This window comes from Pseudomonas sp. P2S-1, from assembly GCF_057197725.1.
Window position 1 is genome coordinate 6,332,727 of record NZ_CM170068.1, and the last position, 12,734, is coordinate 6,345,460.

The 12,734-nt window shown below is 63.8% G+C and carries 12 protein-coding genes; 7 read left to right on the top strand and 5 right to left on the bottom strand.

Features of this window, described 5'->3' with window-relative positions; all coding sequences use genetic code 11:
* Positions 1–183: 183 nt before the first annotated feature.
* Positions 184–483: a hypothetical protein gene (locus tag AC2CQI_RS28535; protein ID WP_484578580.1), complete on the top strand. Its 300-nt coding sequence runs from the start codon at positions 184–186 to the stop codon at positions 481–483.
* On the opposite strand, the gene AC2CQI_RS28540 is transcribed toward AC2CQI_RS28535, so the two are convergent.
* Complete coding sequence (locus AC2CQI_RS28540; RefSeq protein WP_484578581.1) at positions 480–1,670, bottom strand: MFS transporter; 1,191 nt, start codon at positions 1,668–1,670, stop codon at positions 480–482. The genes AC2CQI_RS28535 and AC2CQI_RS28540 overlap by 4 nt on opposite strands.
* A 133-nt stretch (positions 1,671–1,803) precedes the next feature.
* On the opposite strand from AC2CQI_RS28540, the gene AC2CQI_RS28545 reads away from it, so the two are divergent.
* Positions 1,804–3,927, top strand: coding sequence for a TonB-dependent receptor family protein (locus tag AC2CQI_RS28545; protein ID WP_484578582.1), 2,124 nt, complete (start codon positions 1,804–1,806; stop codon positions 3,925–3,927).
* A gap of 108 nt (positions 3,928–4,035) precedes the next feature.
* Here the strand turns inward: AC2CQI_RS28545 and AC2CQI_RS28550 are convergent, their stop codons facing one another.
* Entirely contained in the window at positions 4,036–4,926 is an 891-nt protein-coding gene (locus AC2CQI_RS28550; RefSeq protein ID WP_075802704.1) for a DMT family transporter, read from the bottom strand.
* Positions 4,927–5,011: 85 nt separating this feature from the next.
* On the opposite strand from AC2CQI_RS28550, the gene AC2CQI_RS28555 reads away from it, so the two are divergent.
* Positions 5,012–5,827 (top strand): AraC family transcriptional regulator, encoded by an 816-nt coding sequence (locus AC2CQI_RS28555; protein WP_086937209.1) that lies wholly within the window; start codon positions 5,012–5,014, stop codon positions 5,825–5,827.
* The gene (locus AC2CQI_RS28560; RefSeq protein ID WP_484578583.1) at positions 5,827–6,510 is read left to right on the top strand and encodes a TraX family protein; all 684 of its coding nucleotides are present in this window, start codon (positions 5,827–5,829) and stop codon (positions 6,508–6,510) included. The genes AC2CQI_RS28555 and AC2CQI_RS28560 overlap by 1 nt, the downstream gene beginning before the upstream one ends.
* 126 nt (positions 6,511–6,636) lie before the next feature.
* Here the strand turns inward: AC2CQI_RS28560 and AC2CQI_RS28565 are convergent, their stop codons facing one another.
* Positions 6,637–7,176 carry an RrF2 family transcriptional regulator gene (locus AC2CQI_RS28565; RefSeq protein ID WP_075802701.1) on the bottom strand — a complete coding sequence of 180 codons (540 nt, stop codon included), beginning with the start codon at positions 7,174–7,176 and terminating at the stop codon, positions 6,637–6,639.
* 152 nt (positions 7,177–7,328) lie between these two features.
* Between AC2CQI_RS28565 and AC2CQI_RS28570 the strand changes: the two genes are divergently transcribed.
* The gene (locus tag AC2CQI_RS28570) at positions 7,329–8,516 is read left to right on the top strand and encodes an NAD(P)/FAD-dependent oxidoreductase (RefSeq protein WP_484578584.1); all 1,188 of its coding nucleotides are present in this window, start codon (positions 7,329–7,331) and stop codon (positions 8,514–8,516) included.
* A 129-nt stretch (positions 8,517–8,645) separates the two neighbouring features.
* Here AC2CQI_RS28570 and AC2CQI_RS28575 read toward each other — a convergent pair whose 3' ends face one another.
* Entirely contained in the window at positions 8,646–9,248 is a 603-nt protein-coding gene (locus tag AC2CQI_RS28575) for a hypothetical protein (protein ID WP_484578585.1), read from the bottom strand.
* 344 nt (positions 9,249–9,592) lie between these two features.
* Between AC2CQI_RS28575 and AC2CQI_RS28580 the strand changes: the two genes are divergently transcribed.
* Both AC2CQI_RS28580 and AC2CQI_RS28585 read left to right on the top strand, forming a co-directional pair.
* The gene (locus tag AC2CQI_RS28580) at positions 9,593–10,459 is read left to right on the top strand and encodes a 2OG-Fe(II) oxygenase family protein (RefSeq protein WP_075802698.1); all 867 of its coding nucleotides are present in this window, start codon (positions 9,593–9,595) and stop codon (positions 10,457–10,459) included.
* On the top strand, positions 10,456–11,178 hold the full coding sequence (locus tag AC2CQI_RS28585; protein ID WP_075802697.1) for a TylF/MycF/NovP-related O-methyltransferase: 723 nt from the start codon (positions 10,456–10,458) through the stop codon (positions 11,176–11,178). Before AC2CQI_RS28580 ends, AC2CQI_RS28585 begins: the two co-directional genes overlap by 4 nt.
* A gap of 167 nt (positions 11,179–11,345) precedes the next feature.
* Here the strand turns inward: AC2CQI_RS28585 and lpdA are convergent, their stop codons facing one another.
* Positions 11,346–12,734, bottom strand: a complete 1,389-nt coding sequence (lpdA, locus tag AC2CQI_RS28590) for a dihydrolipoyl dehydrogenase (protein ID WP_484578586.1) — start codon at positions 12,732–12,734, stop codon at positions 11,346–11,348.

Sequence of the window (12,734 nt, forward strand, 5' to 3'; positions counted from 1 at the left end):
GTGGCCTTCACATAACCTGTGGGAGCCGGCGTTGCCGGCGATGAGGCCATCAGCCCCTAAACAAGAATCCAAACTGATGGCCCTTTCAACCCTTTGTTTTCGCATAGCATTTTTCGCTTCTTGGACAGTGGGACCTTTTTCCAGATGCGATTCGGATATGCAGGTGTGGCAGCGCTGGTGCTGATGACAGTGATGACGTCGGCCCAGGCCAAGGGCTTGAACAGGAAACAGGTCGAGATGTGCCGCTGGGGATCGGAAGTGGCCCGCTCGGCGCAGCATTCGAAACTCTCCGGGACCACCCTGTGGCGGGCCCGGGAGAACCTCAAGACGAGCAAGTACCCGGAACGCTGGATGCCGAAGATGGCCCGCGGCATCACCGAGCAGACCTACGCCAGCCGCAGTCGCCTGCCACCGGCGTCGGTGAAGAAGACCTACTACGACGGTTGCATCCACCACGAACGCAACCGTATCGCCAGGCGTTAATGCCCGTCCTTCATCCGCCGCGCGATAAGGAAAATCCCCAACCCCGCCAGCGCTGTCGCCGCACCGATATACCCGGTGCTGGTCCAGCCCAGCCCGGCGGTGATCGCCATGCCGCCCAGCCACGGCCCGAGGGCATTGGCCAGGTTGAACGCGGCATGGTTCGACGCCGCGGCCAGGCTCGGCGCTTCATGGGCGATATCCATCAGGCGAATCTGCAATGGCGCGGCGAGGGCGATCATGGTGCCGACCAGGCCGATGCCCAGCAGGATCGACCACAGCGCCTGGGCCGCGAAGGTGAAGAACAGCAGCACCGCGACCGACCACACCAGCACCAGCCCCACGGCGCGGAACTGCAGGCGGTCGAACAGCTTGCCGCCGGCGATATTGCCGATGATCCCGCCCACGCCGAAGGCCGCCAGGCCAAAGGGAATCCACTGCGGTGAAACCCTGGTCACTTCGAGCATGGTCGGCGCCAGGTAGCTGAACACGCAGAACATCCCGGCAAAGCCGATGGCCGCGATACCCAGGGCCATCCACACTTGGGGCAGGCGGAAAGCCTGGAGTTCCTTGCGCGGATCGCTGCGCGGCTCGTCCTTGGGTTGCGGCACGAAGCGCCAGACCAGGGCGATGGTGCACAGGGCAATCGCGCCCACCAGCACGAAGGCCGAGCGCCAGCCGAAGAACTGCCCGAGCCAGGTGGCGATGGGGTTGCCCAGCAGCATCGCCAGGGTCAGGCCCATCATCACCCGGGCCACCGCGCCGGCGCGCTGGTTGCTCGGCACCATGCTCGACGCCACCACGGCGGCGATGCCGAAATAGGCGCCATGGGGCAGGCCGCTGATAAAGCGGAAGCCCACCAGGCTGGCGAAGGAGGGGGCGAAGGCGGTGGCCAGGTTGCCGAGGGCGTACAGGGCCATCAGCACCAGCAGCATATGTTTGCGCAGCAACTTGGCACCGAGGATCGCCAGGGCCGGCGCACCCACCACCACGCCCAGGGCATAGGCGCTGATGGCATGACCCACCTCGGGCTCGCTGAGGTGCAGGTTGCTGGCGATATCCGGCATCAGGCCCATGATGGCGAACTCGCCGGTACCGATGGCGAAGCTGCCCAACGCCATGGCCGCCTCCATTTTCGCGACGGTGCTTTTGGATGCGGCGAGTGGCGGCGGTGCTTCCTGAATGGACATGGGACTCCTCGACTGAAATACGCTGAAACGATAAAGTTGCGATCTTAGACAATCCCAAGCGTCAGCGTCGACCCGCAGTCGTTTTCACAGGCCACCGATTCGCGTGGGCTTTGCCAGGTTTTTTAGACTTCCTATGTTTGTTCCGTTCCTCCGCCGCAGCCGTTTCCTGTCCTTCGGCACCCCGGCGTCCCTTTGTTTTGTTTGCCTTGCCGGCACCACGGCGGTCATGGCCGACGAGCCGGGCATTACCCTTGAACCCTTGGCCGTCACTGGCACCTACGTCCCGTCCTCGACCTTCGATGTCCCGGCCTCCCTGGATATCGTCAGCCGTGAGCAGATCAGCGATGGCCAGGCCGGGGTCAACCTCTCCGAAGCCCTGGGCCGCGTACCCGGCGTGGTGGTGCAGAACCGCCAGAACTATGCCCAGGACCTGCAGGTGTCCACCCGTGGCTACGGCGCCCGCGCGGCGTTCGGCATTCGCGGGATCAAGGTGCTCAGCGACGGCATTCCCGCCAGCACCCCGGACGGCCAGGGGCAGGCGGCTTCGCTGAATCTGGACGTGGCCGAGCGCATCGAAGTGCTGCGCGGCCCGGCTTCGGCCCTGTACGGCAGCAATGCCGGCGGGGTGATCCAGATGTTCAGCAAGGACGGCAGCGGCCCGGCAACCATTGGCGCGAGCACGTTGTTCGGCAGCGACGGCTTCCTCAAGAACCACCTGTACAGCCAGGGCGGCAATGACCAGGCCGGCTTCGTGCTGGATGCCTCGCGCATGGACACCGACGGTTATCGCGACCACAGTTCGGCGCGGCGTGACCAGACGTTCGCCAAGGTGCATTTCCGGCCGGATGACGACAGCCGGATGGCGCTGATCTTCAATACGCTTGAGCAGAACGGCACCCAGGACCCGCTGGGGCAGAGCTGGGATGCCTACCAGCACGACCCGCGCTCGGTCAGTTCGCGGGCCGAGGAATACAACACGCGCAAGAGCATCCATCACCAGCAGGTCGGCCTGAACTACGAGCGTGATTTCGGCGAGGCGACCTTGCAGTTCAATGCCTATGCCGGGCAGCGCAGCGTGATCCAGTACCTGTCGATTCCCAGGACCATCGGCAACAACGTCCCTAATCCGGCCAACGAACGCGGTGGCGGCGTGGTGGATTTCGACCGTGAGTTCCATGGCGGTACCTTGCGCTGGATCCAGCCGATCAGCGCGGCGCCGGGTGCCTTGACCGTGACGGTCGGTGCCGACTACGACCAGAGCCGTGACGACCGCCGTGGGTACCAGAACTACAGCGGCAGCGTGCTCGGCGTGAAGGGTGAACTGCGCCGCGACGAGATCGACACTGCCACCAGTCTCGATCCCTATATCCAGGCCCATTGGGAACTGGAACGCTGGACCTTCGATGCCGGCCTGCGTCGCAGCAGCATGGAAATGGAAGTGGATGATCACTACCTGTCCAACGGCGATTCCAGCGGTTCGAAAACGTACTCGCGGACCACGCCGAGCTTCTCGGCCATGTACGCCTTCACCCCGGACCTGCATGGCTATGTCAGTGCCGGCAAGGCCTTCGAAACCCCGACCCAGGCGGAGATGGCCTATGCACCGGGGGGCAGCGAGAGCTTCAACTTCGGCTTGAAACCGGCCACCAGCACGCAATACGAGGTCGGCCTGAAAGCCCGGCTCGACGAGCGCAGCCGCTTGAACGTGGCGGTGTTCGAGATCCATACCGAGGACGAGATCGTGGTGGCTGGCTCCAACGCCGGGCGCACCAGCTACTACAACGCCGGCAAGACTCTGCGTCGTGGCCTGGAAGTCGGGTTGCAGCATCAGTTGGCCGAACAGTGGGAGCTGAACCTGGCCTACACCCGGCTGGAGGCGAGCTACCGGGACAAGGTCGGCCAGATCGACAAGGGCAACCGCCTGCCGGGCGTGCCGAAAACCAGCCTGTTCGGCGAACTGGTATGGAAACCGGTGGCCGGGCTGAGCACGGCGCTGGAAGGGCAGTACCGCAGCGAGGTGTATGTCGAGGACAGCAACCAGCAGCACGCCGCGCCGGGTTATGCGGTGTTCAACTGGCGGGCGCGGATGGAGCAGCAGCTCGAGCGCTTCACGGTGTATGAGATGGTGCGCCTGGATAACCTGCTGGACCGGCAGTATGTGGGGTCGGTGATCGTGGGTGACGGCAATGGCCGTTATTACGAGGCGGCGCCGGGGCGGTCGTGGTATGCGGGGGCTGGAGTGGAGTACCGCTTCTAGCTGATGTGTTGTTGCTGATGGCCTCATCGCTGGCAAGCCAGCTCCCACAGTGTCCGCGTCGCTGCCGAACCTGTGGGAGCTGGCTTGCCAGCGATGAGGCCAGTAAGGTCACTGCGTGACACATACCTTTTCAGGCGGCCGCAACGACCCGATATACACCGCCACCACCGTCAGCAACGCCCCGCCGATCTGCACTGCCGAGCTCGATTTGCCCAGGAACGTCACATCGACGAAATAGGTAATCACCGGCTCCAGCAGCAGGATCAACCCCGCCAGCCCCAGGCTGATCTGCCCGATCGAGCGATTGACCAGCAGCCAGCCGACGAACTGCACCATCACCCCGTAGATCACCAGCATCAGCAGGGTTTTCCCGTCGCCGATGGCCAGGCTTTCCCCACGCAGCAGCGCATAGCCGAGCATCACCAGCCCGGCCCACAGGCTCAGGTTGAGCATCTGCGCGAGCTTGTCGCCGCCGCCACAGGGCAACTGGCTGGCGGCCTTGAGGTAGTAGACACAGACCGCATAGGCCAGCCCCGAGGCAATCCCGAACAGCACGCCGCGCACGCCGACTTCGCTGCTCATTTCCGGCGCCAGCAGCAGGTACAGACCGAAGAACGCCAGGCCGATGGCCAGGCTGAAATTCAGCGACGGTTTTTCCTTGAGCAGCCACAGGCCGAGCAACGTCATGAAGAACACCTGGCAGTTGGTCAGGATCGAGCCGATACCGGGGCCGACGATGTAGATGCTGTGGTGCCAGAGAATCAGGTCGATGGCCAGGAACAGGCCGGCCAGCGCGGTGAGGCGCACCGCAGCCGCCGACGGCAGGCGCACCGGGATCCGCCGCCATTTCAGGCTGAGGTAGAACAGGACCGAGGCGAACAGCATCCGGTAGAAACCGGCACCGCCTGCGCCGATATCGGCAAAGGCCACGGCCAGTGCCGAGAGGCTGAGCATCAGGCCACCCAGGGTAAGTTCGAGCAGGGCTTTTCGAGTGTGCATGTCGTTGCATCGCTTGCAGGTTTGCGTAGGAACACAGAACCTATCAAGCCCGTCGGCACAACGATTGGACGAAACTGGACAACCCATGACGCCACAAGAGAAGGACTTCTCGCAGTTCCTGCGCATCCCCGAAGGTGGCTGCGAACTGCTCAGCGCGCGCTACAGCCAGCAGCATTTCGGCCGGCACAGCCACGACCGCTATGCCTTCGGGGTGATCACCCAGGGGGTCGAGAAGCTCTATTACCGGGGCGCTCATCACTTCGGCGGCGCTGGCACGGTGGTGACCCTCAGCCCGGGGGAAATCCATGATGGCGTGCCAGTGGACAATGCCGGTTGGGTCTATCGCATGCTCTACGTCGATCCGTGCTGGCTGAACGACCTGGTGCTGCAAGGGCGCTACGGCAGTCAGCATGTGCATCTGTTTCGCCAGCCGATGACCGATGATCCGCGGTTCGCCCGGCGCCTGTTGCTGACCCATCAAGCCATTGCCGAGTCGCGCTTGCCGCTGGAGCGCGAGACGCTGCTGGTGGAGATGCTTGCCGGGTTGTTCGAACAGCATGGGCATGAGCTGGCCCGCTCCGCTCGCCCGGAGCGTGATGCGGTACGGCGTATCCGCAGCCGCCTGGACAGCGAGGCGGAGCATAACCTGTCCCTGGAAACCCTCGGCCTGGAGGCGGGGATGGACCCGCTCTACCTGATCCGGGTGTTCAAGCGCGAGGTCGGGGTGGCGCCGCACAGCTACCAGATCCAGAAGCGCGTGGCGCGGGTGCAGGCGCTGTTGCGCACCGGTATGGATCTGGCCGAGGCGGCGGTGGCCTGCGGCTTCTTCGACCAGAGCCATATGGCCCGGGCGTTCAAGAAAGTCGTCGGGGTGACACCCGCCGCGTTCCGCTCGCGCTGATGGCCCGCTCGGCGTCCCTCGATCTGCTCAAGTGGCTGGCGATCGTCACCATGATCGGCGATCACCTGAGGTTTCTGTGGCCGGCCCAGGACTGGTTGTTTGTCAGCGGGCGCCTGGCGTTTCCGTGGTTCTGCCTGGCGCTGGCGGCCAATGTGGCGCGTTCGGCGGTGGTCAGGTGGCGGTATCTTGGGTGGTTCGTCGGGTTTTCCCTGCTGTCCGAAGTGCCTTATCGCTGGCTCGATAATGGATCGCTGACGTTGAACGTGATGCCGACGCTGGGCCTCGGGCTACTGGTCGCCTGGGGTGTGCATTTGCGTACCCGCGCCACGGCGGCCATGGCGCTGTTGGCAGCAATCACGGCGACCTTGGGGAGTGGATGGCTGATGTACGGTTTGCCCGGCGTGTTGCTGCCGGCGGCGTTGCTGGTGGCTTTGAAGGACGGGCGTTTTGCCTGGCTGGCGGGGTTTCTGGCGATGGCGGGGAATTTCACCAATAGCTGGTTGTTCCAGCATCCGCTGGCGCCGGTGTCGGTGATGGTGGCGGGGACTGCGTTCATGGCGGTGTTCATCGGGCTGGAACTGTTACGCCGGGAATGGCCTGGCCGGGTGCTGCCGGTGGGGCGCTGGGGATGGTGGTTCTATCCGGTGCACTTGGCTGCAATCAAACTCTTCAGCCTCCTGTAGATACCGAAAGAGCGACCGAGGACCCTGTGGGAGCTGGCTTGCCAGCGATAGCTATGGTGAATTCACTATTGCAATCGCTGGCAAGCCAGCTCCCACAGGGTCCTCGGTCGCTCTTTGGATTCTTGATCAGACTTCAGTGAGGGGAATGTCTCCAGCCGCCTTCTTTTCCCGCCGTCCCCCCATCCAGTCATCCACCTGCGCCCCGAACCCCGCCGGCGCCTTGCGCCCGACCCTTCGCGCCAGGTCCAGCACGGTCTGCTGGGCCAGCGCCTCTTCCATGCGCTTCTGCGCAGTGATCATCGCCGCATGCACGGCACACGGCCCTTCGATGGCCCAGCCCGGTGGCTCGCCTTCGAACAGCGCACAACGCCCACGAATCTCGCGGCAGTCGAAGATCAGCTTCTGCCCGTCGATGGCCGTGACGATATCCAGCAGGGTGATTTCATCCGCCGGCCGCGCCAGGCGAAAACCGCCGCGCACGCCCTCGGTGGCCGCGACCAGTTTCGCCTTGGCCAGCTTGGTGAAGATCTTCGCCAGGTAATCCTGGGGCACACCCTGCAATTCGGCCAGGTCGCGCACGCTGGCGTCACGGCTTTCACCGCCGTCCCCCACCAGGAATATCAGGCAATGAATGCCGTATTCGACCCCCGCGCTGTACAACGACATCTGCCTATCTCCGACTGAACTGGTCGCCAATGTTAGCGCTTCATCAGGGATCAGGCAAAGCCGCTCGCCGACCAATGGTGGCTTGATTTTATTAACTGCGACTAATACAGTCGTAGTTATTGAGTCGAACCTCACTGATGCGGAGCAGCACGATGAAGCAGCACATTCTTGTTCTTGGCGCCGGTTTCGGCGGTCTGTGGAGCGCCCTGAGCGCCACCCGCCTGCTGGAGATGCATGGCCGTTCGGACGTCATGGTCAGCGTCCTGGCGCCCCAGGCCGAACTGCGTATCCGTCCGCGCTTTTATGAGCCGGATGCAGCCAGCCTGATGGCGCCGCTGGGCGAGTTGTTCGCCGTGACCGGCGTACGCTTTATCCAGGGCGCCGCGCAGCACATCGATGTATCCGGCAAGCGTGTCGAGTATGTGGATGGGCAGGGCAATGCCGCGGTCGCGCACTATGACCAGTTGGTGCTGGCCACCGGCAGCGGGCTGGCGCGCTCGGTCGAGCATGCCTTCGATGTTGACCGGATCGAGGAGGCGGTGCGTCTTGAGCAGCACCTGAAATCCCTTGCCCAGCGCCCATACTCGGCGGCACGTAATACCGTGGTGGTGGCTGGTGGTGGTTTCACCGGAATCGAGACGGCGACCGAGATGCCGGCTCGTCTGCGCGAGGTGCTGGGTGACGCTGCCGAGGTGCGGGTGATCGTCGTCGATCGCGGCCAGGCCATTGGCGCTTCGCAGGGTGAGGAGATCGCCCACTCGATTGCCGAGGCGAGTGCGGAACTGGGCGTGGAGTGGCGCCTGAACGCTTCGGTGGAAGTGGTGGATGCCGAGGGCGTGACCTTGTCGGATGGCCAGCGAATCGAGGCCAGTACGGTGATCTGGACCACCGGTGTGCAGGCCAGTGCGCTGACTGCGCAGGTTCCCGGCGAGCGCGACCGTATGGGGCGCCTGCATGTGGACGAACATCTGCGGGTGATCGGTCAGGACGCGGTGTTCGCGGCAGGGGACACCGCCTATGCCGCGACCGACGATCTCGGCAACCATGCGCTGATGACCTGCCAGCACGCGATTCCGCTGGGGCGGCATGCCGGCAACAATGCGGCGGCGCGGTTGATCGGGGTGGAGCCGGTGGTGTATCGCCAGCCCAAGTATGTGACCTGCCTCGATCTGGGCGGCTGGGGCGCGGTGTTCACCGAGGGCTGGGATCGCCAGGTGAAGCTGGTGCGCGAAGAGGGCAAGGCGCTGAAGCGGCAGATCAATACCCAGTGGATCTATCCGCCGGTGGCTGACAGGGCGGTGGCATTGGCGGCGGCGGATCCGATGATTCCGATTGCCTGACAGGCCTGAGTCGCCTGGTTTGGGGCTGCTTTGCAGCCCTTCGCGGGCAAGCCACGCTCCTACAGGATTACGCGTTTTCCCGTAGGAGCGTGGCTTGCCCGCGAAGGGCCGCAACGCGGCCCCAAAATCTCAGACTTTAAACGGATCTTCCCGGTCCTCCCGGTCCTTGCGCACCTGCGCCGGATCCGCCGCCTCGACCTCGCTCACCGGCTTGATCAGGCCCTGTGCCGCCATCGCCACCTGCATCTGTGGCTGCAGGCTGGCCATGGACTTGACCTCGCTCTCGTCCTTCAGGCGCTGGGCGATCTGCTTGTCGATCGCGTCCTTCTTCTCCGGCGGCAACGCCTCGTAGTCTTCCTCGGTCAGCCCCAGCTCGTTGAGCATCTTCAGGCGGATCTTCTCTTCCGGGGACAACGCCATGTAGTCACGGAATTCCTGGGCCGCGCTGCGGGTGGTCGAGGTGCCCTCGTCCGACTCGCTGACGCTGCTGCCGTCAGTGTTCTGCAACGCCACCTTGAGCTTGGCGAACGCCTCGTCCTGCGCATCCTTGGCATCCTGGTAGGTGGAGCCGGACGCACTGCTCGCCGCTGCCGCGCTGGCAACGGTGGCAACCGACGAGGCCGTCGCGGTCTCGGCCTGATAGGCTTGCCCGTCCACGCCGGAAACGGCGGGCAGGGTGCGATGTTGCTGGATGGCGGCGTTCTGCCAGCCATGACCATTGATGATGCTCACGGGATCAACCTCCTTGAGTGGGGCGACAATGCTCCGGGATACAGGGCAATAGCTGTGCCAGCTTGATCCAGGTCCCGTGTTACGGGGCTTCCAGCAACGAAGCGGTGTGTCGCCTTGCCTCCGGGCGGAAACCCCTTGCCGCCCGCGGCAAGCCTTGTAACCTTCCCGGCGGTATTAAAGTTTGCCCGCCTGATGCCGATCACAAGATCACTAGAACCGGGCTCATGACCCGGTAGCCCATGCGGTTGGAGTTGCCTGCCGAGGGGCAGGGGGGCGTCGCCTTGCGTCCACTTCAATTCATGGCCCGCCCGGCGGGCATCAGTCTTTATGAGGAAGAGGCACCAATGAATCTCTACATCAACCAGTTGCAGAAGAAGCCGGCATTCCGCGAGCAGGTCTATGCGGGCGATATCTTCCTCGATACCAACCTGCGCAGCGCCCACGAGCTCTGCGCCCTGGCTCGGCACAGCATCACCGACGCCTTCGACGGCGAGACCGACCACCTGTCGCTGCACAAGCAGATGCCGGTGGAAACCTTCGTCGAGCACGTCACCCGGCTCAAGCGCCAGTTCACCAACGGCCCGCAGGCCAAGGCGCTGATCCGCGACTACGTGCTGGAAATCGGCGCCAACCCGGACGACTACCTGTTCGACGTGCCGCGCATCCGTGTCGTGCCCAACTACGACTACCTGCACGCCGGCGTCAGCTACGCCTACAAGCCGCACCGCGACACCTGGTACGGCAACGTCGATTGCCAGATCAACACCTGGATGCCGATCTACACCATCGAGCCCGACCAGACCATGATGATCAACCCGGCCTACTTCACCCGGCCGGTGGAGAACTCGTCCCATAGCTGGAGCCTGACCGACTGGATCACCAACCAGCGCATCAAGGCCAAGGACAACATCACCCAGGAAACCCGCATCCACCCGGTGCCGCTGGAAGAGGTCGACGACTCCTCGGAAATCCGCGTGGCCGGCAACAGCGGCGAGATCCTGACCTTCTCCGGTTCGCACCTGCACGGCACCGTGGCCAACCGCACCGACCGTATCCGTTTCAGCGTGGACTTCCGCCTGATCCACCTGCAGGACCTGATTCAGAAGCGCGGCGCGCCCAATGTCGACAACGGCTGTTTCGACGTGGAAGCCGGCTTCAAAGACCTTTTCCATGCCAGCGACTTTTCGCAATTCCAGGGAGTTAATCCATGACCAAGCGTCGTCTGACCGCTGCCGAGGTCGAGTACAACGAAAAGCGTGCCAGCGTGCTGAGCCGTGTCGATGCCCAATACGTGGCCGACGCCCCCTTCGTCTTCGCCAACCGCATCGCCGTGACCGCGGCGCTGTCGCGGATCGAACTGTTCAAGATGGTCCAGGACGTACCGGGCGCCATCGTTGAATGCGGCGTGTACAAGGGCAACTCGTTGATGCTCTACATGCAGCTGTCGATGATTCTCGAGCCGTATGCGATCAACCGCTCGATCATCGGTTTCGACACCTTCCAGGGCTTTGCCAGCATCGACGAGAAGGAAGACCCGGCGGACATCAACGAGAAGATGTTCTCCGACACCGACGAGACCCTGATCCAGGACATGATCGACGCCAACGACCTGATCCGTCCCGTCAACCGCATCCCGCGTTGCGAGATCGTCAAGGGCGACATCCTCGAAACCGTCCCGGCCTTCGTCAAGACCCGTCCGGACCTGGTGGTGGCGATGCTGATCCTCGACACCGACCTGTACTCGTCGACCAAGGTGGCGCTGGAAACCTTCCTGCCGTACATGCCGAAGGGTGCCATCGTGGTCCTGGACGAAGTTGCCTACCGCAACTTCCCAGGTGAGACCGCAGCACTGCGTGATGTGCTGGATCTGAACAAGATCGAGCTGAAGCGTCTGCCGTTCGATTCGACCGTGGGTTATTTCCGCGTCTGAATGGACTGCTGAAACACAAGAAGGCCGCTCACTGAGCGGCCTTCTTGGTTTCTGATGGAGAGCGCGGACCCTGTGGGAGCTGGCTTGCCAGCGATGACTTTGGTGAATTCACCATCGCAATCGCTGGCAAGCCAGCTCCCACAGGGTGCAGCGTCGTGCTTTCGGTTCTAGATATGCAGGGCGTGGCCCAGTGCTCTCAGTGCCGCTTCCTGCACCGCCTCACCCAAGGTCGGATGGGCATGAATGGTCCCCGCCACATCCTCCAGTCGCGCGCCCATCTCCAGTGACTGGGCAAACGCCGTGGACAGCTCCGAAACCCCCACCCCGACCGCCTGCCAGCCGACGATCAAGTGATTGTCCCGCCGCGCCACCACCCGCACGAAACCGCTCTTCGATTCCAGGGTCATGGCCCGGCCATTGGCGGCGAAGGGGAACTGCGCGACCAGGCAATCGAGGCCTTCTTCCTTGGCAGTTTCAGGGGTCTTGCCTGCCACCACAACCTCAGGATCGGTAAAGCACACCGCCGCAATGGCCGCCGGCGTGAACGCCCGCTGTTTGCCGGCGATCAGCTCGGCAACCATCTCGCCCTGGGCCATGGCCCGGTGCGCCAGCATCGGCTCGCCCGCCACGTCACCGATAGCCCAGACATTGCGCATGCTGGTCTGGCAACGCTCGTCGATGGCAATCGCGGCACCGTTCATCTTCAATTCCAGGGCTTCGAGATTAAAACCCTTGGTCCGCGGACGACGGCCAACCGCAACCAGCACCTGGTCCGTCTCCAGCGCCAGTTCCTCGCCATCCGGCTTGCGCACCTTCAGGCGTTTTTCCGCTGCATCGAAGCCTTCCACACTGTGCCCGAGGTACAGCTGCACCCCGAGTTTCTTCAGCGACTCGGCCACCGGCTGGGTCAGTTCGGCGTCGTAGGTCGGCAGGATGCGATCCCGGGCTTCCACCACGCTGACCTCAACGCCGAGCTTGCGATAGACGATGCCCAGCTCCAGGCCGATATAGCCGCCACCGACCACGGTCAGGCGCTTGGGCAGCGCCTTGGGCGACAGCGCTTCGGTGGAGGAAACCACCGCGCCACCCAGCGGCAGCATCGGCAGTTCCACGCTGCTGGAACCGGTGGCAAGCAACAGGTGCTCGCAGCGAATCCGCAGGTCCTGGCCGTCGATTTCCACCAGCTTGCCGTCGATGACCCTGGCCCAGCCATGGATCACCTTGACGTCGTTTTTCTTCAGCAGGGCGGCCACGCCTGTGGTCAGGCGGTCGACGATGCCGTCCTTCCAGGCCACGCTCTGGCCGATATCCAGGCTCGGCGCGGCAACCTTGATGCCGAGGCTGGATTTCCGGCTGTGCTGCTCGGTCTGGTGGAACTGCTCGGCGACATGGATCAGCGCCTTCGACGGGATGCAGCCGACATTCAGGCAGGTGCCACCGAGGGCCTGGCCTTCCACCAGAATGGTCGGAATGCCCAGTTGCCCGGCGCGGATCGCGGCGATGTAGCCGCCGGGGCCGCCACCGATGATGAGGAGGGTAGTGTCCAGAGTCTGCAT